The sequence below is a fragment of the Parasphingorhabdus flavimaris genome (genome assembly GCF_013371215.1).
Lineage (GTDB): Bacteria > Pseudomonadota > Alphaproteobacteria > Sphingomonadales > Sphingomonadaceae > Parasphingorhabdus > Parasphingorhabdus flavimaris.
The window spans coordinates 83,875-108,980 of sequence record NZ_JABWMH010000001.1; the positions used below are offsets into that span (position 1 = coordinate 83,875).

The 25,106-nt window shown below is 59.9% G+C and carries 24 protein-coding genes; 14 read left to right on the forward strand and 10 right to left on the reverse strand.

What is annotated here, in order from left to right:
• Nucleotides 1-134: 134 nt before the first annotated feature.
• A complete protein-coding gene (gene thrS, locus HUO14_RS00425) occupies nucleotides 135-2,138 on the reverse strand; it encodes a threonine--tRNA ligase (protein WP_176277936.1) in 2,004 nt (667 codons plus the stop codon).
• 397 nt (nucleotides 2,139-2,535) lie between these two features.
• On the opposite strand from thrS, the gene HUO14_RS00430 reads away from it, so the two are divergent.
• From HUO14_RS00430 to HUO14_RS00455, 6 genes are all read left to right on the forward strand, one after another.
• Nucleotides 2,536-3,141, forward strand: a complete 606-nt coding sequence (locus tag HUO14_RS00430; RefSeq protein ID WP_176277937.1) for a hypothetical protein — start codon at nucleotides 2,536-2,538, stop codon at nucleotides 3,139-3,141.
• Nucleotides 3,138-3,329: a helix-turn-helix transcriptional regulator gene (locus tag HUO14_RS00435; RefSeq protein WP_176277938.1), complete on the forward strand. Its 192-nt coding sequence runs from the start codon at nucleotides 3,138-3,140 to the stop codon at nucleotides 3,327-3,329. The genes HUO14_RS00430 and HUO14_RS00435 overlap by 4 nt, the downstream gene beginning before the upstream one ends.
• Nucleotides 3,330-3,381: 52 nt before the next feature.
• Nucleotides 3,382-3,729, forward strand: a complete 348-nt coding sequence (locus HUO14_RS00440) for a hypothetical protein (protein WP_176277939.1) — start codon at nucleotides 3,382-3,384, stop codon at nucleotides 3,727-3,729.
• Nucleotides 3,730-3,887: 158 nt separating this feature from the next.
• The gene (locus HUO14_RS00445) at nucleotides 3,888-4,634 is read left to right on the forward strand and encodes an alpha/beta hydrolase (protein ID WP_176277940.1); all 747 of its coding nucleotides are present in this window, start codon (nucleotides 3,888-3,890) and stop codon (nucleotides 4,632-4,634) included.
• A 40-nt stretch (nucleotides 4,635-4,674) separates the two neighbouring features.
• On the forward strand, nucleotides 4,675-5,505 hold the full coding sequence (locus tag HUO14_RS00450) for a tetratricopeptide repeat protein (protein WP_176277941.1): 831 nt from the start codon (nucleotides 4,675-4,677) through the stop codon (nucleotides 5,503-5,505).
• Between the two features lie 296 nt (nucleotides 5,506-5,801).
• Complete coding sequence (locus HUO14_RS00455) at nucleotides 5,802-7,250, forward strand: peroxidase family protein (protein WP_176277942.1); 1,449 nt, start codon at nucleotides 5,802-5,804, stop codon at nucleotides 7,248-7,250.
• 55 nt (nucleotides 7,251-7,305) lie between these two features.
• Here the strand turns inward: HUO14_RS00455 and HUO14_RS00460 are convergent, their stop codons facing one another.
• Nucleotides 7,306-8,025 (reverse strand): SIMPL domain-containing protein, encoded by a 720-nt coding sequence (locus HUO14_RS00460; protein ID WP_176277943.1) that lies wholly within the window; start codon nucleotides 8,023-8,025, stop codon nucleotides 7,306-7,308.
• Between the two features lie 133 nt (nucleotides 8,026-8,158).
• Between HUO14_RS00460 and HUO14_RS00465 the strand changes: the two genes are divergently transcribed.
• The gene (locus HUO14_RS00465) at nucleotides 8,159-8,578 is read left to right on the forward strand and encodes a VOC family protein (RefSeq protein WP_176278690.1); all 420 of its coding nucleotides are present in this window, start codon (nucleotides 8,159-8,161) and stop codon (nucleotides 8,576-8,578) included.
• A gap of 13 nt (nucleotides 8,579-8,591) precedes the next feature.
• On the opposite strand, the gene HUO14_RS00470 is transcribed toward HUO14_RS00465, so the two are convergent.
• Entirely contained in the window at nucleotides 8,592-10,229 is a 1,638-nt protein-coding gene (locus tag HUO14_RS00470; RefSeq protein ID WP_176277944.1) for a sensor domain-containing diguanylate cyclase, read from the reverse strand.
• A 199-nt stretch (nucleotides 10,230-10,428) separates the two neighbouring features.
• Between HUO14_RS00470 and gloB the strand changes: the two genes are divergently transcribed.
• On the forward strand, nucleotides 10,429-11,151 hold the full coding sequence (gloB, locus tag HUO14_RS00475) for a hydroxyacylglutathione hydrolase (protein WP_176277945.1): 723 nt from the start codon (nucleotides 10,429-10,431) through the stop codon (nucleotides 11,149-11,151).
• Between the two features lie 84 nt (nucleotides 11,152-11,235).
• Nucleotides 11,236-11,646, forward strand: a complete 411-nt coding sequence (locus HUO14_RS00480) for a hypothetical protein (protein ID WP_176277946.1) — start codon at nucleotides 11,236-11,238, stop codon at nucleotides 11,644-11,646.
• Between the two features lie 105 nt (nucleotides 11,647-11,751).
• Here HUO14_RS00480 and HUO14_RS00485 read toward each other — a convergent pair whose 3' ends face one another.
• The 5 genes from HUO14_RS00485 to HUO14_RS00505 form a co-directional block, all read right to left on the reverse strand.
• The gene (locus HUO14_RS00485; RefSeq protein WP_176277947.1) at nucleotides 11,752-12,009 is read right to left on the reverse strand and encodes a DUF2171 domain-containing protein; all 258 of its coding nucleotides are present in this window, start codon (nucleotides 12,007-12,009) and stop codon (nucleotides 11,752-11,754) included.
• Nucleotides 12,010-12,102: 93 nt separating this feature from the next.
• Nucleotides 12,103-12,417, reverse strand: coding sequence for an antibiotic biosynthesis monooxygenase family protein (locus HUO14_RS00490; RefSeq protein ID WP_176277948.1), 315 nt, complete (start codon nucleotides 12,415-12,417; stop codon nucleotides 12,103-12,105).
• A 29-nt stretch (nucleotides 12,418-12,446) separates the two neighbouring features.
• A complete protein-coding gene (locus HUO14_RS00495; RefSeq protein WP_343046032.1) occupies nucleotides 12,447-13,154 on the reverse strand; it encodes an extensin-like domain-containing protein in 708 nt (235 codons plus the stop codon).
• Nucleotides 13,155-13,577: 423 nt separating this feature from the next.
• The gene (locus HUO14_RS00500) at nucleotides 13,578-14,024 is read right to left on the reverse strand and encodes a hypothetical protein (protein ID WP_176277949.1); all 447 of its coding nucleotides are present in this window, start codon (nucleotides 14,022-14,024) and stop codon (nucleotides 13,578-13,580) included.
• A 90-nt stretch (nucleotides 14,025-14,114) separates the two neighbouring features.
• Entirely contained in the window at nucleotides 14,115-15,872 is a 1,758-nt protein-coding gene (locus HUO14_RS00505) for an AMP-dependent synthetase/ligase (protein ID WP_176278692.1), read from the reverse strand.
• 243 nt (nucleotides 15,873-16,115) lie between these two features.
• Here HUO14_RS00505 and HUO14_RS00510 point away from each other — a divergent pair, with 243 nt between their 5' ends.
• A complete protein-coding gene (locus HUO14_RS00510; RefSeq protein ID WP_176277950.1) occupies nucleotides 16,116-17,867 on the forward strand; it encodes a gamma-glutamyltransferase family protein in 1,752 nt (583 codons plus the stop codon).
• A gap of 14 nt (nucleotides 17,868-17,881) precedes the next feature.
• Here the strand turns inward: HUO14_RS00510 and HUO14_RS00515 are convergent, their stop codons facing one another.
• Nucleotides 17,882-18,919 carry a quinone-dependent dihydroorotate dehydrogenase gene (locus tag HUO14_RS00515; RefSeq protein ID WP_176278693.1) on the reverse strand — a complete coding sequence of 346 codons (1,038 nt, stop codon included), beginning with the start codon at nucleotides 18,917-18,919 and terminating at the stop codon, nucleotides 17,882-17,884.
• Between the two features lie 93 nt (nucleotides 18,920-19,012).
• On the opposite strand from HUO14_RS00515, the gene HUO14_RS00520 reads away from it, so the two are divergent.
• Together HUO14_RS00520 and HUO14_RS00525 are read left to right on the forward strand one after the other, a co-directional pair.
• A complete protein-coding gene (locus tag HUO14_RS00520) occupies nucleotides 19,013-20,176 on the forward strand; it encodes an isovaleryl-CoA dehydrogenase (RefSeq protein ID WP_176277951.1) in 1,164 nt (387 codons plus the stop codon).
• Nucleotides 20,176-21,162 (forward strand): NAD-dependent epimerase/dehydratase family protein, encoded by a 987-nt coding sequence (locus HUO14_RS00525; protein ID WP_176277952.1) that lies wholly within the window; start codon nucleotides 20,176-20,178, stop codon nucleotides 21,160-21,162. Before HUO14_RS00520 ends, HUO14_RS00525 begins: the two co-directional genes overlap by 1 nt.
• Before the next feature lie 12 nt (nucleotides 21,163-21,174).
• On the opposite strand, the gene HUO14_RS00530 is transcribed toward HUO14_RS00525, so the two are convergent.
• The gene (locus tag HUO14_RS00530; protein ID WP_176277953.1) at nucleotides 21,175-22,572 is read right to left on the reverse strand and encodes an alkaline phosphatase PhoX; all 1,398 of its coding nucleotides are present in this window, start codon (nucleotides 22,570-22,572) and stop codon (nucleotides 21,175-21,177) included.
• 80 nt (nucleotides 22,573-22,652) lie between these two features.
• Between HUO14_RS00530 and HUO14_RS00535 the strand changes: the two genes are divergently transcribed.
• Nucleotides 22,653-23,336 carry a glutathione S-transferase family protein gene (locus tag HUO14_RS00535; protein ID WP_176277954.1) on the forward strand — a complete coding sequence of 228 codons (684 nt, stop codon included), beginning with the start codon at nucleotides 22,653-22,655 and terminating at the stop codon, nucleotides 23,334-23,336.
• A gap of 270 nt (nucleotides 23,337-23,606) precedes the next feature.
• A complete protein-coding gene (locus tag HUO14_RS00540; protein WP_176277955.1) occupies nucleotides 23,607-25,094 on the forward strand; it encodes a SulP family inorganic anion transporter in 1,488 nt (495 codons plus the stop codon).
• Nucleotides 25,095-25,106: the final 12 nt, after the last annotated feature.

Sequence of the window (25,106 nt, forward strand, 5' to 3'; positions counted from 1 at the left end):
ATACTCCTGAGTGGTTGTCTATGGTGGCTCATTAGCCGCAAAGTTTACACGAATAAAGCCTTCTTGATGGCGAAAGAGATATTAGCCATCAGGATTGTGGTGAGAATGCCACAGCTTCCCTGCTCATATGGTCGTCATGCGACCGATTTCAAGTCCGGCGGCAGTGCTTCGTTCTTCAACATGGCCACGACCTCGTCAAGGGTCAGGAATTCCTGGTCCTTCTGGCCGAGCCGACGCAGCGCAACCTTGCCCTCTTCCGCTTCGCGCATGCCAACCACGAGGATATTCGGGACTTTTCCGACCGAATGTTCGCGCACCTTGTAGTTGATCTTTTCGTTGCGCAGATCCGCCTCGACCCGGATGCCGGCGGCTTTCAGTCTTTCAACCACCTGCTCGGCATAAGGATTGGCGTCGGTCACGATCGTAGCGACCACAGCTTGAGTCGGCGCGAGCCAGAGCGGCAGCTTGCCGGCATAATGTTCGATGAGAATGCCGATAAACCGTTCGAAGGAGCCGAGAATCGCGCGGTGCAGCATGATCGGCTGGTGGCGTTCGCCATCCTCGCCGACATAGGTCGCGTCGAGACGTTCCGGCAGTACCGTATCGGTCTGGATCGTGCCGACCTGCCAGGTCCGACCGATTGCGTCGGTCAGGTGGAATTCGAGCTTGGGCGCATAAAAGGCACCTTCGCCGGGCAATTCTTCCCAGCCATATTCTTCGGTGTCACGCCCGGTCGCCACGACGGCGTCGCGCAGGGACTGTTCCGACCAGTCCCACATTTCGTCGCTGCCGATGCGCTTGTCGGGGCGGAGCGCCAATTTGATCGCGTAATTTTCGAAGCCGAGATCGCGGTAGCAGCGGTCGAGCATGTCGCAGAACAGGCCAACTTCCTCGATCAATTGTTCCCTGGTGCAGAATATATGCGCGTCATCCTGCGTGAATTGCCGCACCCGCATCAATCCGTGCAGCGCGCCATGTGGCTCGTTGCGATGGCAGCAGCCGAATTCGGCCATGCGGATCGGAAGGTCGCGATAGCTCTTGATGCCCTGGCGAAAGACCAGAACATGGGCCGGACAGTTCATCGGCTTGATCGCCATCATGTCGGACGTGCCGGTGACAACGGGGCCGTCGCTCTCGGCATCGGGAACCTCGTCGGGCACGGCGAACATATTCTCGCTATATTTGCCCCAGTGGCCAGATTGCTCCCATTGGCGCACGTCCATCAGCTGCGGCGTCTTGACCTCTTCATAGTCGGCCTCGATCTGGCGGCGGCGCATATATTGCTCGAGCGCCTGCCAGATCACATAGCCCTTGGGATGCCAGAAAATGCTGCCCTGCGCTTCGGACTGGATATGGTAGAGATCCATTTCCTGGCCGAGTTTGCGGTGGTCGCGCTTGGCCGCTTCCTCGAGCCGGACGAGATGGGCACCCAGCTGTTTCTTGTTGAGCCAGCCGGTGCCGTAGATGCGTGACAGTTGCGGGTTGCGCTGGTCGCCGCGCCAATAGGCACCAGACACGCGCATCAGCTTGAACGCCTTGGGATCGAGCTTGCCGGTCGAGGCGAGATGCGGGCCGCGGCACATGTCCATCCAGTCGTTTCCGGACCAGTAGACCGTGATCTCGTCGCCCTCGGGCAGCTCTGCAGCCCATTCGGCCTTGAACGTCTCGCCATCCTTCTGCCAGCGGGCGATCAGATCGTCGCGCTGCCAGACTTCGCGGCGAAGCGGCTTGTCGGCGGCGATGATCCGCTGCATTTCTTCCTCGATCTTCGGCAGATCCTCGTCGGTGAACGGGTCGCCGGCGGGCGCGAAGTCATAGTAAAAGCCGTCGTCGGTCGACGGGCCAAAGGTGATCTGCGTGCCGGGGAAGAGATTCTGCACCGCCTCTGCCAGGATATGGGCATAGTCATGGCGGGCCAGTTCCAGCGCGTCTTCCTCGTCGCGGGAGGTGACCAGCGCCAGTTCCGTGTCTTCCGTCAGCGGCCGCATGATATCGCGCAGCTCGCCGTCAATCTTCGCGGCCAGCGCGGCTTTGGCAAGGCCCGGTCCGATGTCGGCGGCAATCTGTGCGGGGGTAGTGCCCATGGCCACTTCACGCGCGCTGCCGTCGGGAAGGGTGATTGTGATCATCTCGGTCATGGGCTCAGGTCATCTCAAAGTTTGTCAAAGTTGGGGCCAAGGAAGGGCGTTCTGCAGTCCTTACAAGGGTGGATTGGACTTAGACTTTTGCGGTTTCAAGTCAACCAAATCAGGGAGATCGCAGAACTTATGTGGAAAGTGTCATATTCATTATGTCATGTTCACTTGACATTTGCGCGCGAATCGCGCAAATAAGTCAAGTAGACATGACATAATGTCCATGTCGCTTGATGGAGGAAGATCATGAAATCGAAACGCTGCTGGGGCCGGGCGATGACGCCCAATGAAAATATCGCCATGTGGGCGGCACTGGTGATCCTGTTTCTGGGGGCTATGTGAACGGCGGCAGCACGGCCGAGAGCCTCGTTATTTCTGTCATGAACGGAGGGAGATTGCCATGATCAATGGAAATGAAGGTGAAAAACAAACAGCCGTCTGGGGCGGGCGGCTAAAGCTGTTCGGCATGGCATCAATCCTCTGTCTGGCGCTTTCCATGGTCTTTGTGCTCACCCAATCACCGCCCGATTGGCAACGCGGACTGATTGCCGTTGTAAACGTCATCCTGCTACTCGCGGCCGGCTGGTCAATGATGCGGCTGATGGAGGTCAACCGGGCGGCAACGACAGCGTCTTCCCGTTACCTCAAACGCATGATGCTGGTCATGGTCATTTACGTCGCCGGTGTTTTTTTTGCAGAGTTTCTGTTTGATCATTACGCGGTGACCGGGATTCTTGCCTTTGTCGTTGCCCTTGTTCCCGCGCTCGGAGTTCTCGGATTCATAGGGGCGATCGGGCGATATTTGCTGGAAGAACAGGACGAATATATCCGGATGCGCGAGACGCAGAAATTCCTGATCGCTACCGGATTCATGATGGTGATCATCACGGTTTACGGCTTTTTTGAACAATATGATCTTGTACCCCACATACCGGTCTATTTCGCTTTTGTGGTCTGGTGCGCTGGCCTGGGCGTGGCCAGTCTGTTCCAGTGGAGGCGGGGATGAAAAACCGCCTCAAGGTTCTCCGCGCCGAGCGCGACTGGTCGCAGGCTGATCTCGCCGAACGGCTCAAGGTTTCCCGGCAGAGCGTCAACGCGATCGAAACCGGCAAATATGATCCGTCGCTGCCGCTGGCATTCCGGATCGCTGACCTTTTCGAAATGCCGATCGAGGAGATATTCCAGCGCGACTGATCGACGGAAAAATTGTGATGCACTGGCGCCCATGTTGTTTTAAGCTCCGTAAATGTCTGATGTAGCAAATATCTGGCTGGTGGATGGCGATAACGCGCTGAAGCGCCGGGTGCGGATCGAGGTGATCGGCAAATCCTTTGCGCTGTATGAACAGCAATGGCGCAGCGAAGCCTATTTCTTCGGCGATCTGGTCTATCTCGGCAAGCAAGGCGAGTCCCATGTCTTCGGTCTCGATGACGGTATTAAGGCGCGGCCGAAATGGAAGCTGGGGTTCAGGGGTGATATTCCAGCCGAGCTGACGGCAATGCTGCCCAAGGTCAAAAAGCCGGCGATATCCAATATCGGCATGCTGATCATTGCCTTTCTATGTCTGGCGATTGTCTATTTTGCCGCGCGCTAAAGCGCGGGCATGTGTCAGCCCCGTGCTGCAAAGCCAGGGCTGACTGGTTGATGTCCGCACAAGCGGCCAGCCGGCGCACCTTCTCATCCGCTATTTTTTGATTATAGGGCGGGAGATGAATCCCCGCCTTCGCGCGGCAAACCTATACGGAAAAATCTATGGAAGACGACATTCTCTATCTCGACCGTCCCGGCGGACCTTCGCTGGCTTATTGCTACACTCCGGCGAAACCGGGCGTGAAGGGGACCACTATCGTATTCCTGCCCGGCTATATGTCGGACATGGAAGGCGGCAAGGCGCTTGCGGTCGATGCCTGGGCGAAGCAGCAGGGCAGGGCGATGCTGCGGCTCGACTATGCCGGCTGCGGCGCGAGCGGTGGCGAGTTCGAGGATCAGAGCCTTATCGACTGGCGCGATGATGTGCTGTTCCTGATCGACAAGGTGACTTCGGGGTCGATCACCCTGGTCGGTTCGTCGATGGGTGGCTGGCTGATGTTGCTGGTGGCGCTGTCGCGTCCGATGCGGGTCAAGCATCTGATCGGCATCGCCGCCGCGCCGGACTTCACCGACTGGGGCTTTACCCAGGAGCAGAAAATGACGATCCTGCGCGACGGCAAGCTGGAGGAAGACAGCGAATATTCCGACGAACCCTATGTCACGACCCGGACATTCTGGCAGTCGGGTGACAGCAACCGGTTGCTCCACAAGGAAATTGCTTTCGACGGTGCGGTGCGGCTGCTGCATGGCCAGAAGGACATGGATGTGCCGTGGGAATATAGTCTCGAGACGGCGAAGAAAATCCGTTCAGATGATGTGCAGGTCCATCTGGTAAAGGACGGCGATCACCGCTTGTCGCGGGATCAGGATATTGCCCTGCTGATTGATATTCTGTCGCGTCTGGGGTGAGCCCGGTCCGGTCAACCCAAGCCTTGTAACGGATATTCCCATGATTTCATCCTTGCTCCTGCCCCTGTTGATGCAATCGGTTACCCCTTATGGTTCGCCGATCGACCCCGTGCTGCTGCCTTCGAAACCCAAGAACGAACAGCCCGTCGAAGCTGCCGCGCCGGTAGCGAAAACAGCGACCGATATCCGCTTTGAACAATGTCTCGACCAGGCGGCTGACGATCCGGCCAACGGCTTGCTCGTCGCCAACAAATGGCAGATCGAAGGCGGCGGCTATCTGGCGCGCAATTGCCTCGGCTTTGCCTATGCCGGACAGGAAGACTGGGCAAAGGCGGTTGCCGAATTCGTTCAGGCCGCGGATGGCGCGCAAGCGGCGGGCGACGAACGCGCCGCGATTTTCTGGTCGCAGGCCGGTAATGCCGCATTCGCCGGGAATGACGAGCAGGCCGCCCTCAAATATCTGGCCACTGCGCTGGAGCAGGATACGCTGGACGGATTGCTGAAAGGCGAAGTCCATCTCGACATGGCGCGCGTCCACGTCGCCTTGAATCAATATGACGAGGCGAAGCGGCAATTTGCTCTGGTCCACCAGCTGGTGCCGGAAGATCCGCTCGGCTGGTTGCTGTCCGCGACATTGGCGCGCCGGATGGGCGATCTTGCACAGGCCAAAACCGATATCGCGACGGCGGCACGGCTGGTGACCACCGATCCGGCCATCGCGCTCGAGGCGGGGAACATTGCCTATGAAGCCGGTGACTTGGTGAACGCGAAGGGCAGCTGGCAGCAGGCGGTCAAATTTGGACCCGACAGTCCGGCAGCCAAGGCGGCAACCCGCTATCTGGCACAGCTCGAAGACAGCATGGCGGAATGAAAATCCAGCCGGTGCCAAGGCGGCGGCTTCGAGGATAAAATACGGCTTGGCACTGTCTTGTGACGTACCATTTTCGTCGCGGCACGGCTCGCGATGTCAGGCGACAGCGATCGGCACAATCCTGTTACAACAGGTCAATGGCTCAAAAAATTGGCCTTTTTCTCCAGCGCCATAGGGTGAAAGTCGCGGTTGTCGATTGACGGCAACAGGAGCAATGGGATAGAATTTAGTCGGGTCGCTCCAGGACCTAGACCAACAATGGCGGGTCAAAACTCAAAGTAAATGGAGCGAAATCAATGGCAACTCATCATGGAATGAAAGAATTCAAGGGGCTACCGGCCCTTTGCACCAGCGGCACCAACAGGAGTGACCGCTTTGGGCGAATGTTTGGTGACCTTCCCCCTCTCTATATCGACCCCAATGCGCTGGCGGCGATCGGTGCACGAGACGGCCCTATGAAATCAACCGGCGCTGCCGAGAAGACAGACCATATTCCCGTAGCACATATCTTTTTCGGCCAGTTCGTCGATCATGATATTACACTGGACCTGACCAGCAGCTTCGCACGACTGGACCGGCCCGAACTGACGACCAATTTCCGGACGCCGACTCTGGATCTCGATTGCATCTACGGCGACGGGCCGGAAGGTTCTCCCTTCATGTATTACCACGACCGACCGGAGTTTAACGGAGCCAAGCTGCTCACCGGTGCTGATATGCCGAGCGCAACGACCTTCCAAGCAGAGGATCTTTTGCGATCACCGGATTATCGCGCGGTCATTGGCGATCCGCGCAACGATGAAAACCGGATTATCTCGCAATTGCAACTGGGTATCATCCGCTTCCACAACAAGGTTGTGGATCATCTTGACGGTGCCGGTATTGAAGCAGCCCATCTTTTTGAGGAGGCCCGGAGGGTGACCACCTGGCATTACCAGTGGGTTGTGGTGAACGACTATCTGCGGGCCCTGGTGGGGAAACCGCTGCTTGACGATATTTTTGGCAATGGCCGCTTCATCTATCGGCCGGAAGATTGTCATTTTGGCGAGCATTATGGAGCCGACCCTTTCATTCCGGTCGAATTTTCGGTCGCGGCATACCGGTTCGGCCATTCGATGATTCCGCAGCGCATCCAGATTCAGGCTGGGAAACCGGCGCTCGAGGTTTTCGGGCCCACGCTTGGCGAAGGGTTTGCGGCCTTGGGCGACGCAGATGCCGTGGTGCAATGGCCGCAAGTGCTCGACCTGACTGATCCGACCGTCGACCGTGCAGACAAGCTCGATGTCAAAATGGCGAAGGATTTGCTGAATCTACCCTTTGTAACCAATGGTGAAAAATCGCTCGCAACCCGGAACTTCCTGCGCGGTCAGGCCTTTCGGCTGCCCTCTGGTGAAAATATCGCGGAAGCCTGCGAACGGCCGGATACTGAAATCGAACAGGTTTCCGATGTTGCCAAAGCGCTGGCATCTTCTGCCTCGCCTCCCGCCAGTCTCGATGCCGGGACGCCTTTGTGGTTGTATATCTTGGCGGAAGCCAGCGCGATCGGTCAGGAGGTTTCTCCCGGAACCTTTGTCCAGGGTGAGGGCCTCGGCCCAGTTGGCGGGCGGATAGTGGCGGAGACCATTATCGGGCTGCTCGAGCTTGATGATGGCTCTTATCTAGGATCAAACCGCCAATGGTCGCCGGCTAACGAAGAGCATCCGCTCGGCACCGTCAATGACCTGCTGTCGCTGCTGACCTTCTAACAGTGGCGATGCGAGCCGATCCGGGCCAGTCGCCGGATCGGTTTGCACCCCGCTTTCAATCAAGATAGAAGTTCACTGTCGTCACCACCCGGACCTTTTTATACGGCGTATCGGTCACGCCATAGCCACCGGCATCGCCGTCGCGGCTGTTGATGCTGAAATAGCCCTGGGTGGCGGATTTGATCCCTCCGACATCGGTGCCGCTGTCTTCGGCAAATTGTTCGGCAGACTTGCGGGCATCCTTGGTGGCAGCAGCGACCATTTCGGGCTTGATTTCGTCCAGTTTGGTGAAGGTGTAGCTCATCCCCGAACCGTCCTCGAGGACGACGCCGCGGCGGACCAGATCGAACTGGCGAGCGACAGCGGCCTGTGCCTTGTCGATATCATTGGTGCGCAGGCTGAGCCGCTGGCGGATGGTATATTGCGGGACGCCGTTGGAACTATACTGGTTGACGTTGGCCCCGGTTGGTTTGAGCGCGTCGGCCTGGAAGCCCAGCTCCTTGAAAAAGGCGGTGATCGCATCGGTGTCGCGGTCAATATCGGTCTGGGCGCTCTGCAGGTCGGTCGACTGCGCGCTATAGGCAATGGTCCAAGTGGCGAGGTCGGCGGTCACTTCGCGCTCGGCCAGGCCGCGCACGGTGACACTGCGATCCGCCATTTTCGCCCGCAACAGGCCATCACCCAGCAGATAGCCGCCGATGATCAGCCCGACCGTCAGCAGGCCCGCGCTCGCCAGCCAGACCTTGTTCCTGCTCTCGATAAAATTCTCGCTCATCACTCTTTCCCTCAGTTCAAAAGCCGCTTAGGCTGGATGAAACGACCCGGTTCGAACTTGCGATATCTGCGATGAACCGTTTCTGAATAGCGATGAATGGAGAATAGCCTTGGCCATAAAATATCTGCACAGCATGCTCAGGGTCAGCGATCCGGACGCCAGCGTTGCATTTTTCGAACTGCTCGGCCTTGAAGAAGTCCGTCGCTATGACAGCGAGCAAGGCCGCTTCACACTGATCTTTCTTGCCGCTCCCGGCGAGAAGGATATTGCCGAGGTCGAGCTGACCTATAACTGGCCGGCCGAAGACGGCAGTCCGGACGAGCAATATGGCGGTGGCCGCAATTTCGGCCATCTCGCTTATGCGGTCGATGACATTTACGCCTTGTGCCAAAAGCTGATGGATGCCGGTGTGACAATCAACCGGCCGCCGCGCGATGGCCACATGGCCTTTGTGCGATCGCCGGACAATATCTCGGTCGAGCTGCTGCAAAAGGGTGATCGGCTCGCGGTCCAGGAACCCTGGGCGAGCATGGAAAATATCGGCGAGTGGTAGGACCTGTCGGTCGCTAGATCGCGGCCTTGCCGGGTCGCTGTGACGGAGTGGCCTGCGAAATATCGATCCACACGACCTGGTTGCGGCCATTATTCTTGGCATCATAGAGGCGCCGGTCGGCGGTCGCCATGACGCTGCGCAACGTGGCGCGCCGGGCAATTTCGGCAACGCCAACCGAGAATGTGACCGGCTCCTGTATCTCCGGTACCCGTTCGCGCACCGCCTTGATCAGCGCCTGGCAGATTTCGGTCAGCTCGTTCGCAGGATATTTTCTCCGGTCGTGGCGATTGTCATTGCGCATCAGCAGGGTGAATTCCTCGCCGCCGATCCGCGCGGCGAAATGGTACGTCGAATCCAGCTCTTTGCCGACGACCCGCAAGACCTCGTCGCCGATCTCGTGGCCGTAAAGGTCATTGACCCGTTTGAAAAAATCAATGTCGATAATCGCAAGATGACTGTAGCGGTGCTCGTGCTGGTTATGCTCATATTCCCTTTCGAAGGCACGGCGGTTGCTCATCATCGTCAATCCGTCGGTGTCGGCGAGCAGGGTCAGTTCGACCTGTTTGCGCAATATGCTCTCATTCTGCTGGCGCAGGCGGAGAATCCGATTGGCAACCCCGAGCGCGAGAATGATGGTTTCCAGTACCAGCGCGAAATAAAGGCCATAGTCGAGCACCGCCCAGCCGACGTATAAATCCATGCCGCGTGCGACCCGGTCCAGTCCGAAAATGATGATCGGTGTCCAGCCTGCGATCTGAAACCAGATCGCGTTGCTGCCCCGGCGCAATGCATGGCCCATTGTATATAATACCATGCAAAAGGCGGGCAGGAATGACGCGTGATAATAAGCGCGTGCGTGGATGCTGTGGCCCCCGTCGATCTGCATGACGAACGCCGTGACGAGCAGCGGCAAAAGGGCGCCTATCAATATGACGGCCCGAAGCCAGGGTGCAATTTTGCCCCGTTCGACGAAGCGGACGAGGAAAAAGCCGCCGGCTGCAAAACCGGCCGCGAGGGTCCAGTGATTGAACAGCATCTTGGTGGTCAGGCTGGTCTCGGGAAAGGCGATGAAGATCAGGCCGGAAGAGCTGAACGTATAGGCGACGGTCGCACCGATCATCAGGCTGTGCCAGAGCATGAAACTGTAACGCAGCGCTCCGTAGAAGAACAGATTATAGATCAGCGGCATGATCGCCATGCCGCACAAAACCGCAAACATCACCGAGAGCGGGAGTTTCAGGTCATCCCATTTCTGCCTGGATGCCAGTTCGATAACCGACACCGAGTTGAGCGTGCGCGGATTGTCGATCGTCACATAGACTTGCTCGACACGGTTTCGGGTCCCGGGCTTTTCTGTTCCCGGCACGGCAAGCCCGTATCGACCTTTTGGCCGCCAGCTGTCGATCACGGCCTGCTCTGAAAAATAGGATGACAATATCGTGCCATCGTCGAGAACCGCATGGACCTGCATCGTCGTAAGACCGTTGTTCTCTCCCTGGACTTCCACCGTACCGGGCTCGATTGTGTCGGCGTCGAAAGGCAGTCTGACCCATGCGCGGGGACTCGTGATGGTCCCGTTATTCTTTGAACAGTCGAAGGGCTGGCCAGCCTCCAGCAATGTCGGCAAGGACGTGTCTTTGGCGCTGCTCAACGTGCATATGCTGTTTACCGCCGGCGCTTCGGCGTGAGCCGGGGAGCAGAGACAGAAATATACAAGAAATGCAATCAACAAGCGCAATAGACGTCCCTCTCTCAAAAGGCTCTGCAACCGAATGGATTTTGATAGGAGTGAAGTGTTATTTTGAGGTTAACCATCGACAGTTCTGGATTTGCAGAGTAATTTGACCGTCATGCTTGAAATTATCAGAATTCCCGTATTGTCCGACAATTATGTCTGGCTGGTCCATGAACCGGAATCGCAGGAGACGATGGTCGTCGATCCGGCGGTCGCCGAACCGGTGCTGGCCGAGGCGGAAAAGCGCGGCTGGACCATCACCCAGATCTGGAACACCCACTGGCATCCCGACCATACCGGCGGCAATGCCGCGATCAAGGAAGCGACCGGCTGCCATATCACCGGCCCGGAAGCCGAGAAGGAACGTATCCCGACGCTCGACACGATGGTCCGGGAAGGCGACACGGTCCGGCTGGGCAATGTGGTTGCGGAGGTGATCGACGTACCGGCGCACACCGCCGGCCATATTGCCTTCCACATCCCTTCGGAAAAGGTCGCCTTCGTCGGCGATACGCTGTTCGCCATGGGTTGCGGGCGGCTGTTCGAGGGGACGGCGGAGCAGATGTACAATAATATGCGCAAGCTCGAGGCGCTGCCCGACGCCACCAGGATATACTGCGCCCACGAATATACCCAGGCCAATGGCGAATATGCGCTGGTCGCGGAGCCGGACAATCTCGCGCTGAAGGAGCGGATGGCCGAGGTGCTGACGCTGCGCGCACGCGGCGAGGCGACGGTGCCAACGACGATCCGGCTGGAGCGCGCCACCAACCCGTTCATGCGGGCGAAATCGGCGGCGGAACTGGGCGAGCGGCGGACCGCGAAAGACAATTTCTAGCGCCGCCCCCCGCATTTCATCCCCGGTTCAGTCGCATTCATGTTATATGACTGGCTGACGGGGGCTGGATAGAGGAGACAGGTGATGAGAAAATTGCTTTTGACGATTCCCGCGGTGATGCTTTTTGCCGCACCCGCGATGAGCGAGGAAAAGATCGAGCTCACCGAAAAACAGCAGACAATGCTCGACAAGCGCCTCGAGGGGCGAACGGCCGGTGAGCCCAGATCCTGCATCAACGGCAATGACCAGCGCAACATGACGGTTATCAGCGACGATATATTGATCTTCGGATCGAGCCGGAACGCCCGCACCATCTATGTCAACATGCCCTATGGCGGCTGCCGCAACGCGGACCGCAATATATTGGTCTACAGCCGCCCGACATCCTCGCTATGCAAGGGCGAGATCATCAGGCTGGTCGATAATCACAGCGGCATCACCATGGGCAGCTGCTCCTTTGGTGAATTCGTGCCCTATACCAAGGACGCGGACTGAATTTAACCAGCCGACCGGGGTGGAATAGACGCCCGCATCTGCAAGGCAAAAGCCCCGACTCCGCATGTGCGGGCCGGGGCGTTTGATCGAATTGGCGGTTCGGACCTATTGGGCTTCTTCAAACATGTTTACCGCATTTTCGCCGGTGGCGGAGAGGCGCAGCTGGTCGCCCTCTGCCTCGGCGACCAGTTCGATCGGCAGATAATGATGGAAGGCGCCTTTGCCGCCCTCGGTCTGCGGGCTGTCATGCTTGGTCAGCTTGATCCGCTCGCCGCTGTCGTCGAGATGGTCGACGGTGCCGACGTGCACGCCGTCCGCGCCGACGACTTCCATATGTTCCCTGATCTGGCTTTTATCAAACATGTCGATTTCCTTTTCTGTTTCGTTTCTGGTCAACCAACGTGCGGGAGGCGATCCTGTTCCGGAAAAAGCGGAAGAAGAAACGAGGGAAGGGCGCTAGTCGCGATCGAGCAGGTCGTCGGTCACCTCCATCAGCAGCAGCGGCTCGTCGGCGGTATCGGCGATCGCGTCGACAAAGGCGGCGCGGGTGTCCGGGTCGTCATAGGCCATTTTGGCGTCAAAGGCCTTTTGCCAGGTCGCCTCGTCCGGCCATTCGGCGACGCCGATGAAGCGGCCCTCCTTGTCGCGGTGGAGGCGGGAGCCGAGGCTGCCGTATTTTTCGCGGATCAGCGCTGTGCCGCGCCGCCAGGCGGTGCGGAACTGCTCTTCCTTGCCGGGATGGACTTTCCACCAATAGGCTGCAACGAACATGGTTTCTTCTCCTCTATGCTTGCCGGTTGCTAGCGGCAATATTGGTAGCCGCCGCGCCGGGCCTGGTCGAAATGCAGATGGTCGGCGTGCGCCTTGTTATAATCCGGCGACAGGGTGGTTGCGAAAATATCGCAGGCGCCGTCGCGGACCGCCTTGAGAAAGCGCGATCGTTCATCATCCGCATTCCAGTGGCCGGCGACCGAGACGCTGCGCCCGTCGGCGAGGCGGAAGGCGGCGATGTCGATTGCGTTGGCGGTGGCATGTTCGCTGAAATTGCCGCTTTCCCCGCCGCCGATCCGGCGGCAGCTGTAGCTGCCATAGGTGATGATCTGCGCGACCGTGGTGCCGAGATGCTCGCGGGCCGCGGCTTTGACGATCTGCTTTTCCCACAGCACCAGACTGGCCGCCATCGGGCAGCTTGTCTTCGCGGCGGGGCTGTAGGCGATGGATCGCGGCTGGTCGCGGGTCAGCGTGACGCCATTGGCATAGCCGCAATTCGGCCCGGCGCTGACCGGGGGCAGGGTGGAATAGCCTATCGACGCGGCCTCGAGCAGGCCGTGGCACTGCGGCGTGTCGTCGGCGAGCGCGTCGATCTTGCGGGTGGTGAACGGCCCGACCGGATCGGCCAGCGTCAGCGGTGTCCAGGGCATGCGGTGGTCGTGGCTGATCCACTCGTAGCCGCGCAGCAGCAGCGCGAGGAGGATGACGAGAAGGATGGTGCGGAAGGAGATGGTCACTGATCCTTGTGCAGCGCGTGCGGGGTTTGGGGACTTGTTTATGCAACGGTCGCAGGTGGGAAAAGTTCCCCGGCGGCGGGGGTCGCCGGGATAGTGCGTTTATGGGACTCGCACGAAGACACGAAGCCGCGAAGGGGTTGTTCACCTTCTCCCGTGAGGGAGAAGGATACGAAGCCTTATCCGAAGCCTCGGCGAAGGCGGCTAGGCGCAGTTGGATGAGGGTGTTCCGCTGGTGATTATCCGATAGTGGTGGGCCTGTCGAACCACGCCTCTCGTCGATGGGCGCCCTTCGACAAGCTCAGGACTAACGGATATGCGCGAGGTCCGCTAAACCCTCACCCAGCTCCGACTAGCCAGCAAGCTGCCAAGTCTGCACAACCCTCTCCCTTGAGGGAGAGGGGATTGGTGTATCCCGTAAGCTTTCTAATCATCCGCAGGAGGCCATTTGAACATTTCCGTGAACTCTGCGGAAAGCCGATTTTTGAATTCGATTGCTTCTCGTTCCAAAGCGGTGATTAATTTCACCCTCAGAGCATGGCCTATCTTCTTGGATGAATCGACTGTGCGTTGGCCTGTCATGTGCGCAATTTGAGTATTAAGCTTGTCCCTCTCAGCTCTTGTGAGGTTTGCTAAATGGGTCGCCTGATAGCTTCCGCCAGTATAATCTTTGGCGTGCCTGCCTTGCTTGTTTTCGAAGAATTCGAGCAGCAGTCGCGCATGGATGCAGAAAGACTCGATTAGTGCGTTGCGTAGCACCATATCGGCTGGAGGCGACCGCAATTTTTCATATGTCTGTCGAAGCATCCAAAACTCGTACGGCAGATGTTCGCCAAGAATCTCCTCGTCTGTCGCGATGCTTGGCTTGATCAATTCTAACGGTCCTTCGTTTTGATTCGAATTTCAGCCATTCGCTATACTGTGGCAGACATTTTGTTTCTTTCCGATCGTTGGAGCCTCCCTCTACTTCTTATACAACCCGTCCAACCGCTCCTGATACCGCTCCCGGATCACATGCCGCCGGATCTTCATGCTCGGGGTCAGCTCCTCATTCTCGATCGCGAACGGTTCGTCGGCGAATTCGAAGCGGCGGACTTTTTCGACGACCGAGAGGTTCTTGTTGACCCGGTCGACCGCTTCGCCGACCGCGGATTTGAAGGCCGGGTTGGCTTGCAGCTTGATGAAATCATAGGCCATGCCTTGCTCGCGTGACCATTCGAGGGCCCATTCCGGGTCAGGGACGATCAGGCCGACCATATAGGGGCGCTTGTCGCCGGCGATCATGGCCTGGAGGATTTGCGGCTGGATGGTGAGCATGCCCTCGACCTTTTGCGGGGCGATATTGTCGCCCTTGTCGTTGACGATCAGGTCCTTCTTGCGGTCGGTGATCGCGACCCGTCCGGCCTCGTCGATATGGCCGATATCGCCGGTGTGCAGCCAGCCGTCCTTGAGCACCTTGTCGGTCTCTTCCTGGTTGCGCCAGTAGCCGTGCATGACCAGCTCGCCGCGGACGAGGATTTCGCCGTCCTCGGCAATCTTGACCTCGGTATCGACCATAGGCGGGCCGACCGTATCCATCTTCAGGCCGGTGCGCGGGCGGTTGCAGGCGATGATCGGACCGGATTCGGTCTGGCCATAGCCCTGCAGCAGGGTCAGGCCGAGCGACTGGAAGAAGGTGCCGATTTCCGGATTGAGCGGCGCGCCGCCGGAGACCATCGCCTTGATCCGGCCGCCGAAGCGCTGCTGCACCTTGGGGCGCAGGGTCTTGTCGAGGAACAGGTCCATCAGCTTGTCGCGCTTGCGGCCCTTGCCTTCGGCTTCGCGGCTGCCGATGGCGAGCGCCTTGCCGAGCAGATAATTGGGCATCTTGCCCTGTTTCTCGACCGTCTTGATAAGGCGGGCGCGCAGCACCTCGAACAGGCGCGGGACCACGACCATGATCGTCGGCCGGACTTCCTCGATATTGGAGGCGAGCTTTTCGAGGCCTTCGGAATAGAAAATCTGCGCGCCGAGACCGATCGGGAAGAACTGGCCGGCACTATGTTCATAGGCGTGGCTCAAGGGCAGGAAAGAGAGAAAGACTTCCTCGTCCCAGCCGAAGTCGGTTTCGATGACCTCGGCTGGGCCCTTGGTATTGTGCAGGATCGCGCCGTGATGCTGCATGACGCCGCGCGGCTTGCCGCCGGTGCCGCTGGTGTAGATGATGCAGGCGGTCTGATCGCGGGTGATCACGGAGACCTCCTCGGTCACCTCGGCAACATCCTCGTCGCTGCCCCGGGTCAGCTTTTCCCAGCTGTAGAGATCGAAATCACCGGACTGGCCGATGCGCAGATCGGATATGCCGATGATGATATTGGCGTCGGAGGAGCCGATCACCGAGGGAAGAAGATTCTGTGCCAGCTTGGCGTTGGACACGATGACCGCGTGGGCGCCGCTATTGTCGAGAATATGCTGGTGATCGGAGGCGGTGTTGGTGGTGTAGGTCGGCACGGTGATGCAGCCGGCGGCCATGATGCCGAGATCGGCGATACACCATTCGGGGCGGTTTTCGGAGACCAGCATCACGCGGTCGCCCTTTTTCAGACCGATGCGTTTGAGCGATTTGGCGAAGGCGGCGACCTGACGGGCGGCTTCGGCCCAGCTGATCGGCTGCCACGCGCCGTCGATCTTGGCGCTGAGAAACGGCTTGTCGCCGCCCTGGCTGGCGCGGTCGAAGAACATGGATACCAGATTCTGATATTGGTCTATTTCCAGATAGCGGTTTTCTGCTCTTTTCGTGACCACGCAACTTTTCCTCTCTCATGCTCCGGTCGTGCCGGGCTCGGATTATCTGCAACGGACTAGCGCGGTTCGAACGGGCGGGCAATTATTTTGGTGATATCCGGCGACGTGGGGGCGGACAAGCTATCCGGCGCTCGTGCGAATGGACATCGCCTTTCGACCTGGTCTATAGCTGCCCGCCATATGAAAATGATCCGTCTCGTCGCTGCCGTGGCAGCGCTACTCACCACTTCCTGCACCTCCAATATGGCGACCGGACCGGCCGCTGCGCCGCCACCGGAAGCCGCTGCGACGCCGCGGGCTGCGGTTCAGGAGACAGAGCCCTTCGTGATCGCCGCCAATCCGCTGGCCGCCAAGGCCGGGCAGGATGTCCTGAAACGCGGCGGCAGCGCGATCGATGCGGCGATTGCGGTGCAGGCGATGCTGTCGCTGGTCGAGCCGCAAAGTTCCGGACTCGGCGGCGGCGCGTTCCTTACCTATCTCGACGGCGCGTCGGGCAAGCTGACCATTTATGACGGCCGGGAAACCGCGCCGGCGCAGGCCAGTCCGTCGATGTTTCTCGGGCCGGACGGCAAGCCGCTCGGCTATCGAGAAGCGGTCACCAGCGGGCGCGCGACCGGCGTGCCGGGTGCGGTGGCGATGCTGGCGATGGTCCACGCAGAACATGGCGCGCTCGACTGGAGCAGCCTGTTTTCGGCGGCAGAGCGGACGGCGGAAGAGGGATTTGTCATCAGCCCGCGTCTCGGCCGTTTTCTCGGCATTGCCTTTCCGCAGCTGGGCACGCCCGACGCGACGGCCTATTTTGCCGATGCCGATGGCGAGCGGAAGACCACCGGTGACCGGCTGAAAAATCCCGAATATGCAGACTTCGTGAGGCGTCTGGCGGCCAATGGTCCCGGGGCGCTTTATGGCGGCTCGACGGCGGCGAAAATTGTCGCCAAGACCCGCGCCGCGCCGCTGGAAGGCCGGATGACGATGGCCGATCTGGCAGGCTACAAGCCGGTCAAGCGCGAGGCGCTGTGCAACCCCTATCGCGTCTATCTGGTCTGCGTGCCGCCGCCGCCGTCGAGCGGCGTGGCGCTTTTGCAACTGCTGGCGATGCTGGAAAAAACCGATATCGCCACGCGCGGCCCGGAAGACGCGCAGGCCTGGTTCCTGTTCGCCGAGGCGAGCCGGCTGATGTATGCTGACCGCGATCAATATATCGGTGACCCCGCTTTTGCGTCGATTCCGGTACAGGGCCTGCTGGAACCGGCCTATGTCGCCTCGCGGGCGGCCTTGATCGGCGAAAGTGCCGCTTCTTCTCCACCGGAAGCGGGGACCCCGCGCGGAGCGGTGCTGGCGGCAGCGGATAAGACATTAGAACCCGCCGGGACATCCCATTTCATCGTCCGCGATGCGCAGGGCAATGTGGTGTCGATCACGACGACGGTGGAATCGATCTTCGGCAGCGGCCGGATGGTCGACGGTTTCTTCCTCAACAACCAGCTTACCGATTTCTCTTTCAGCCCGGTTGACGACAACGGTCGTCCTGCCGCCAATGCGGTGGCACCGGGCAAGCGGCCGCGCTCTTCGATGACGCCGACCATATTGCTCGACAGCGACGGCAAGTTTGCGGGGGCGATCGGATCAGCCGGCGGCAACAGCATCCTTGCCTATGTGGCGAAATCGCTGGTTGGCGCGATCGACTGGGACCTGTCGATGCAGGAGGCGCTGGCGCTGCCCAATCTGGTGGCGCGAGGCTCCAGATTTGGCGGGGAACTGGATAAGTTCGCTCCGGGAGTTGCCGACGGGCTCGCAGCCCGCGGTGTCGATCTGAAGCCGGGGCAGGGTGAGGATAGCGGCGTGCATGCCGTGATCATCCGCGATGGCAGGGTCGATGGCGGCTACGATCCGCGCCGCGAGGGCGTGGTGCTGGTGGGAACCGGAGAATAGCGTAACAACAGGCTTTATGCCGTTCCGACAGCCTCGGCGATATTGGCAAAGCCGTCCTTTTTGACCAATTTGGCCAACTGACAGTTCATCGCGGCGGCGATGGCCGGGCCTTCGTAGATCATCGCGGTGTAGAGCTGGACCAATGACGCACCGGCGCGGATGCGTTCGTAAGCGTCTTCTGCCGTCGCGATTCCGCCAACGCCGATCAGCGGGATTTCGCCGCCACTGGCCTTGCGAAAATCCTTCAGCCGTTGCAGCGCCAGATCCTTCAGCGGCGCGCCGGAGAGGCCTCCGGTTTCGGTGCGGTTGGCGGACTTCAGGTCGGGCCGGGTGATGGTGGTGTTGGAAATGATCAGCGCGGCGATCTTCTGGCCCATGGCGACATCGACAATATCGTCGATATCAGCGGGTTCGAGATCGGGGGCGACTTTCAGGAAGACCGGGGTTTTCGATTTGCCCATCGCGTCCATCACCGCGGCGAGCAGTTCGGCCAGCGCACCCTTGTCCTGCAGCGCGCGCAGGCCCGGCGTGTTGGGAGAGCTGATATTGACGGTCAGATAGTCGGCCAGCGGGGCCATGTTCTTCGCGCCGGTGACATAGTCGGCGATCCGGTCGTCGCTGTCCTTGTTGGCGCCGATATTGATGCCGAGCACACCCTTGCCCATCCGTCCGCGCATCTTTTTCAGGCGGGGCAGGGCTTCCTGCTGGCCGCGATTGTTGAAGCCGAGCCGGTTGATCACCGCCTTGTCCTCGACCAGCCGGAATATGCGCGGCTTCGGATTGCCCGCCTGTGGCAGCGGGGTCAGCGTGCCGACCTCGGCAAAACCGAAACCCATGCGGATCAGCGCATCGGGCACTTCGCCATTCTTGTCGAAACCGGGGGCCATGCCGATCGGGTTGACGAAGTCGAGACCGGCGACACAGGTTGCGAGAACCGGGTCCGATTTGGGGGCAGGGCCCATTGGCACGGTCTTCAGGCCGGCGATGGTGAGACCGTGCGCGCGTTCGGCTTCGAGCGCGAAAATGAAGGGCTTTGCGAGATTGTAGAGCATGGCCGCGCTATGGCACTGGACCACGTTGCGCGCAAGCACTGGAAACGGCTTTGCAATCTGCTAAAGCGGGGCAGATTTATTGAGGAACGAACGATGATTGCCACTCCACAATTTGACTTTCAGCTCGGCGAAATGGCCGACCAGATCCGCGACACCACCCGCCGCTTTGCCGAAGAGAAGATCATGCCGCTGGCCCAGAAAATGGACCGCGAAGACTGGTTCCCGCGCGAGCTGTGGACGCAAATGGGTGATCTTGGGCTGCATGGAATCACGGTGGACGAGGAAGACGGCGGGCTTGGGCTCGGCTATCTGGAACATGCGATCGCGGTCGAGGAAGTCAGTCGCGGCAGCGCGGCGCTCGGCCTCAGCTATGGCGCGCACAGCAACCTGTGCGTCAACCAGATCCGCCGCTGGGCCAGTCCGGAGCAGAAGGCCAAATATCTGCCCAAGCTGATCTCGGGCGAGCATGTCGGAGCGCTGGCGATGTCGGAAGCCGGGGCCGGCTCAGATGTCGTATCAATGAAGCTCAAGGCCGAAGCGGTGCAGGGCGGTTATGTGCTCAACGGCACCAAATTCTGGATCACCAACAGCACCGATGCCGACACATTGGTGGTCTATGCCAAGACCCGGCCCGACGCGGGTTCGGGCGGGATCACTGCCTTCCTGATCGAAAAGGGCATGAAGGGTTTCTCCATCGGCCAGAAGATCGAGAAGGTGGGGATGAAGGGCAGTCCGACGGCGGAGCTGGTATTCGACGATTGCGAAGTGCCGGAGGAAAATGTCATGGGACCGCTCAACGGCGGCGTCGGCGTATTGATGTCCGGCCTCGATTACGAGCGCGCGGTGCTGGCCGCGATCCCGCTCGGGCTGATGCAGGCCTGTCTCGACACGGTCATTCCCTATGTTCGCGAGCGCAAGCAGTTCGGCAAGCCGATCGGCACGTTTCAGCTGATGCAGGGCAAGATCGCCGACATGTATGTCCGCCTGAACAGCGCCCGCAGCTATGTCTATAATGTCAACAAATCCTGCGATGCCGGGCAGACCACCCGCTTCGATGCGGCGGGCGCGGTGATGTTGGCGAGCGAGAACAGCGTGCGGGTCGCGGAAGAGTCGATCCAGGCGCTGGGCGGTGCGGGTTACACCACGGACTGGCCGGTGGAGCGTTACTGGCGGGACAGCAAGCTGCTCGATATCGGCGCTGGCACCAATGAGATCCGCCGGATGCTGATCGGGCGGGAATTGATCGGGGCGGGCTGATGCGCATTCTGCTGACCGGTTCTTCGGGTTGGCTCGGGCGGTTTCTCGCCCCGAAATTGCAGGCGCATGGGCACGCGGTGATCGGGCTGGATGTCGCGCCGGCAACCCAGACCGATATTGTCGGAACGGTTGCTGATGCCCACCTTGTTGATCGCGTTTTCCGGGAACAGGGGATCGAAGCTGTGATCCATGCCGGTGCGCTGCACAAGCCGGATATTGTGCGTTATCCGGCGCAGGCGTTTGTCGATGTCAATGTGGCGGGGACATTGAACCTGCTGGAGGCTGCGACGCGGGCCGGTCATGAACGCTTTGTCTTTACCTCGACCACCTCGCTGATGATCAGCGACCAGGTGCGCGCCGGGAAATCCGGTGGTGCCGCGGAGGCGTTCTGGCTGGACGAAGACTTCGGGCCGCTGAAGCCGCGCAATATTTACGGCGTGACCAAGCTGTCGGCAGAACATCTCTGCCGTTTGTACAGCAAGCTGCACGGCATGGATGTCGCGATTTTGCGAACGGGACGGTTTTTCCCGGAGGATGACGACACGCTGGAGAAACCTTCCGGTCCCAATCTCAAGGCGAATGAATTTCTGAACCGGCGGCTGACCGTCGAGGATGCCGCCGACGCGCATATTGCCGCGCTTGAGAATATCGCTGGTCTCGGCTGCGAGACATTCATCCTGTCAGCACCGCCTCCGTTCGAGCGCGCGGAGTGCACCAAATTGGCAGGTGACGCGCGCGCGGTCATTGCGGGGAAATATCCGCAGGCCGAAGGAATTTACCGCAAGCGCGGCTGGGTGCTTCCCGATATCATCGAGCGTGTCTATGATCCCGGCAAGGCGGAGCGCCTGCTCGGCTTTCGCTGCAAAACCGATTTTGCGGCGATACTTTCGGCATTGGAACAGGGCGGGGAACAGGGCAGGGAACTGCCGTTCCACCATGACCCTGCCTATGTGTCGCCGAAAGAACCGGCCGGCGTGCCTTGCTGACAGAAGAAAATATCAGGCCCGCAACGTCTCCCACGGCCCGGTAATCGCAACCGTATATCCGGGCTGCTGGATATTGACGAACATCGTCGTGCCGTCGGGCGAGAAGCAGGCGCCGCAGAATTCGCTCTGGTCCTTGTGCGCGTTGCGGGCGATGTCGTAGATTTTGCCGTCCGGTGTCAGACCGCGGAGATATTGGTCGCCGCGCCCGTCTTCGCAGAGGATGATGTCATTCCACGGCGCGACCACCAGATTGTCGCACATGTCGAGGGAATCGGCGCTGGTCGATTCAAAGAACAGCTGCAACGTGCCGCCCGCTTCTGCGCCTTCGTCCGGCGTGTAGCGCCAGATCTGGCCGACACGCTCCGCGCCACCTTCGGTGCAGGTGAAATAGAAATCGCCGGTTTCGCCATCCATGCGCACGGCGTAATCCAGTCCTTCGCCGCGCATGAACCGGGCTGCGCCGGCGGCATGGCCGCGATGGGCGAGATCGCCTTCGGGGGCTTCGACATCGTTGAGGTCAATCCATTCAGCGACATGGTCCTGTCCGACGACAAATGTTTCGGGCCCGTTGCCGCCCCAGTCTTTCGGCCAGTTGGAGGTGATGGCTGATTTCCTGCCCTTGAGCGCGAGCGCCTGCAGGCGGCCGCCTTCCTGCAACTTGCCCGGTACGTTCGGGATGAACCGGTAGAACAGGCCGTGGCGGGCGTCTTCGGTCATGTACACGATGCCGGTTTTCGGATCGACCGACGCGGCCTCATGCGTGAAGCGGCCCATGGCTTTCAGCGGGATCGCGTCAATCAGGCCGGTGGCATCTGACGGGGTCTCGAAGACGAAGCCGTGATATTTGCCCGGGCCTTCTGCGGGGGTGAGCATTTCCTCTTCACAACTGAGCCAGCTTCCCCAGGGGGTCGGTCCGCCGGCGCAATTGGCGGCGGTGCCGGTCAGCACGAGGAAATCCCGCTCCATGCGTTTATGTTTCAGATCGTAGACCACCTTGCTCACGCCGCCGAAAAAGGGCGAGCCGTCTTTCTTGCGGTCGTAGAGCTGGCTTTCGGAAACCCGGTCGAGCAGTTCGTTGCCCTTGCCGAACGGACTACCGGTCGGGACGCTGTTCCAATTTTCGTGATTGCGCATCAATATGCATTTGTCGCTATCATCGGGATGGGCGAAGCAGGCCATGCCGTCGGGGCGGCCGGGACGGTAAAAGCCGTCGGACATCATCCCGCCGGCCTCGCTGACCATTGTATAGGAAAAGCCTTCGGGCAGATCGAGCCGCCTGGCGGGGTCGGGAATCAGGGCGAACGAGCGATTGGCGCTGTGCGCGCGGGCGCATCCTGCGATCGACACGGAAGCGTAGAACAGGCCCACGGCCTGAGCGGAGCGGATGAAATCTCTTCTGGATAAAGTCATCGTGCAATTTTCCTGAATTCGGTGTTATTGTCATCCGGTTCGAATGTAGCCACTCGTTAACGGCCGAAAAAAACAGAAATATGACATACACGCTGATCACTGCCAACCGCAATTATTCCAGCTGGTCGCTGCGGCCCTGGATATTGATGAAGGCGCTGGATATCCCGTTTGCCGACCAGATCATCTATTTCGAGGAGGATAATTACGAGCGGTTCCGGGAATTTGCGCCCAATGGTCAGGTGCCCTGTCTGAAGGACGGAGACCGGACGATCTGGGATTCGCTGGCGATCATGGAATATCTGGCGGAGCGGCATCCGGGCTGCTGGCCGGAAGAGGAAGCGGCGCGGACATGGGCGCGCTGTGCCACGGCGGAAATGCACGGTGGCTTCGCGCCGTTGCGCAATATCTGTCCGATGAATGTCGGTGTGCGGGCCGAATTGCACGAAATCGCGCCCGCCTTGCAGCGCAATATTGAGCGGATCGGCGAGCTGTTCGCGCAGGGGCTGGATGATTTCGGCGGGCCGTGGCTGGCGGGGGAGCGGTTCACGATTGTCGACGCCTATTATGCGCCGGTCGCTTATCGGGTGCGCAGTTTCGATCTTGATATCGGGGCCAAAGGACGCGCGTGGGTAGATCATGTCATCGCTCATCCGGCGATGCAGCAATGGGAAGGGCAGGCGCTGGCCGAAACGCAGCGCGAGATCGGTCATGAGGAGGAAATTGCCGCGGTGGCGACGGTGACGGCGGATTATCGGGCGGGTTAGGGCCGGAGAATAGCCTCTCGTCGCCAGGCGTGGTTCGACAGGCTCACCACGAACGGAGAATGGTCGCCACCGACTGTGTGCTCCGCACTTGATGCGGAGCGCTGGAGGCTGGAGATGGCGTTGCGGCGGCAGGGCTGCACATCGCGTGCGCGGCACAGTTTGGTTGCCAAGCAAGGTCTCTGAACTTGACTGAATCCCGCCCTTCCGGCAAAGGCGCAACATTCCGATGTTGCATCGCAGCATATCCCAGATCTTGACGAAGGACAGCCCATGGCGATTCACAGCGATTTTCAGCGCGACTGGTTGTCCAATCCGAAAACCGAATTTCTGGCCGGCCTGGTGGTCGCGCTGGCGCTGATCCCGGAAGCCATCGGCTTCGCGATCATCGCCGGGGTTGATCCGCGGGTCGGGCTTTATGCCAGCTTCTCGATTGCGGTGATCATATCGCTGGTCGGCGGGCGGCCGGGGATGATCAGCGCGGCCACCGCCGCGGTGGCGGTGCTGGTGGTGCCGCTGGTGCGCGACCATGGCGTCGAATATTTGTTCGCAGCGACCATATTGATGGGGATTTTCCAGGCGATTGCGGCGCTGCTTCGGCTCGACCTGCTGATGCGCTTTGTCTCGCGTTCGGTGATAACCGGCTTTGTCAACGCGCTGGCGATTCTGATCTTCATGGCGCAGATACCGCAGATGACCGGCGAGGCCTTTACCTGGCAGACCTATGCGATGATCGCGGCAGGACTGGCGATCATCTATGGCCTACCCAAGATCACCACCCTGGTGCCGTCGCCGCTGGCGGCGATCGTCGTGCTGGCCGGGGTCAGCATGTATTTCCGCGCCGATGTGTTCACCGTTGGCGACATGGGCGAACTGCCCGACAGCCTGCCATGGCTGCATATCCCGCAGGTGCCGATCACCTGGGAAACGCTGCAGATCATCGCGCCTTATGCGCTGGCGATGGCGGCGGTCGGCCTGCTCGAATCGCTGCTGACGGCCTCGATTGTCGACGACATGACCGAGACCCGCAGCGACAAGAAGCGCGAAACCTATGGCCAGGGCATTGCCAATTTTGTGACCGGCTGGATCGGCGGCATGGGCGGCTGCGCGATGATCGGACAGTCGGTGATCAACATCAAGTCCGGCGGCCGGCGGCGGCTGTCGACCTTTGTCGCCGGTGCCATGCTGCTGATGCTGATCGTCGGGCTTGGCCAGTGGGTCGCGCAAATTCCGATGCCGGCGCTGGTCGCGGTGATGATCTTTGTCTCGATCAGCACTTTCCGCTGGAAGAGCTTCACTGAAATTACCCACCATCCCTGGCCGTCCAATTTCGTGATGATCGCTACCGTGATCATGGTCGTGGCGACGCATGATCTGTCGATCGGCGTCCTGACCGGCGTGCTGCTGTCCGGCATCTTCTTTGCCTGGAAAGTGCGGCAACTGGTCACGATCCAGGATTTCGTCGAGGTTACCACCCATCGCTATGTGTTCGGCGGCCAGATTTTCTTCGGCTCGGTCGACATGCTGTACGAAGCGATGGAGTTTAACGAGGAAGGCATCGACAAGGTCATCATCGATGTCCACGACGCCCATTTCTGGGACATCAGCGCGACCGGCATGCTCGACAAGATTGTTGACCGGCTGAAAAACGAGGGCAAGACGGTTGAGCTGATCGGCATGAACCAGGCCAGCGCGACCTTGGTCGAGAAATATAGCGAGAATGACAAGCCGTTCGAGAGTCTGGGCGTCGTCGGGCACTAGCGGTTCGCCCCG

Excerpts from the sequence above, each read along its gene's own strand:
- thrS (WP_176277936.1), bottom strand. The coding sequence starts at position 2,138 with ATGACCGAGATGATCACAATCACCCTTCCCGACGGCAGCGCGCGTGAA.
- HUO14_RS00430 (WP_176277937.1), top strand. The coding sequence starts at position 2,536 with ATGATCAATGGAAATGAAGGTGAAAAACAAACAGCCGTCTGGGGCGGG.
- HUO14_RS00435 (WP_176277938.1), top strand. The coding sequence starts at position 3,138 with ATGAAAAACCGCCTCAAGGTTCTCCGCGCCGAGCGCGACTGGTCGCAG.
- HUO14_RS00440 (WP_176277939.1), top strand. The coding sequence starts at position 3,382 with ATGTCTGATGTAGCAAATATCTGGCTGGTGGATGGCGATAACGCGCTG.
- HUO14_RS00445 (WP_176277940.1), top strand. The coding sequence starts at position 3,888 with ATGGAAGACGACATTCTCTATCTCGACCGTCCCGGCGGACCTTCGCTG.
- HUO14_RS00450 (WP_176277941.1), top strand. The coding sequence starts at position 4,675 with ATGATTTCATCCTTGCTCCTGCCCCTGTTGATGCAATCGGTTACCCCT.
- HUO14_RS00455 (WP_176277942.1), top strand. The coding sequence starts at position 5,802 with ATGGCAACTCATCATGGAATGAAAGAATTCAAGGGGCTACCGGCCCTT.
- HUO14_RS00460 (WP_176277943.1), bottom strand. The coding sequence starts at position 8,025 with ATGAGCGAGAATTTTATCGAGAGCAGGAACAAGGTCTGGCTGGCGAGC.
- HUO14_RS00465 (WP_176278690.1), top strand. The coding sequence starts at position 8,159 with ATGCTCAGGGTCAGCGATCCGGACGCCAGCGTTGCATTTTTCGAACTG.
- gloB (WP_176277945.1), top strand. The coding sequence starts at position 10,429 with ATGCTTGAAATTATCAGAATTCCCGTATTGTCCGACAATTATGTCTGG.
- HUO14_RS00480 (WP_176277946.1), top strand. The coding sequence starts at position 11,236 with ATGAGAAAATTGCTTTTGACGATTCCCGCGGTGATGCTTTTTGCCGCA.
- HUO14_RS00485 (WP_176277947.1), bottom strand. The coding sequence starts at position 12,009 with ATGTTTGATAAAAGCCAGATCAGGGAACATATGGAAGTCGTCGGCGCG.
- HUO14_RS00490 (WP_176277948.1), bottom strand. The coding sequence starts at position 12,417 with ATGTTCGTTGCAGCCTATTGGTGGAAAGTCCATCCCGGCAAGGAAGAG.
- HUO14_RS00505 (WP_176278692.1), bottom strand. The coding sequence starts at position 15,872 with ATGTTCTTCGACCGCGCCAGCCAGGGCGGCGACAAGCCGTTTCTCAGC.
- HUO14_RS00510 (WP_176277950.1), top strand. The coding sequence starts at position 16,116 with ATGAAAATGATCCGTCTCGTCGCTGCCGTGGCAGCGCTACTCACCACT.
- HUO14_RS00515 (WP_176278693.1), bottom strand. The coding sequence starts at position 18,919 with ATGCTCTACAATCTCGCAAAGCCCTTCATTTTCGCGCTCGAAGCCGAA.
- HUO14_RS00520 (WP_176277951.1), top strand. The coding sequence starts at position 19,013 with ATGATTGCCACTCCACAATTTGACTTTCAGCTCGGCGAAATGGCCGAC.
- HUO14_RS00525 (WP_176277952.1), top strand. The coding sequence starts at position 20,176 with ATGCGCATTCTGCTGACCGGTTCTTCGGGTTGGCTCGGGCGGTTTCTC.
- HUO14_RS00530 (WP_176277953.1), bottom strand. The coding sequence starts at position 22,572 with ATGACTTTATCCAGAAGAGATTTCATCCGCTCCGCTCAGGCCGTGGGC.
- HUO14_RS00535 (WP_176277954.1), top strand. The coding sequence starts at position 22,653 with ATGACATACACGCTGATCACTGCCAACCGCAATTATTCCAGCTGGTCG.
- HUO14_RS00540 (WP_176277955.1), top strand. The coding sequence starts at position 23,607 with ATGGCGATTCACAGCGATTTTCAGCGCGACTGGTTGTCCAATCCGAAA.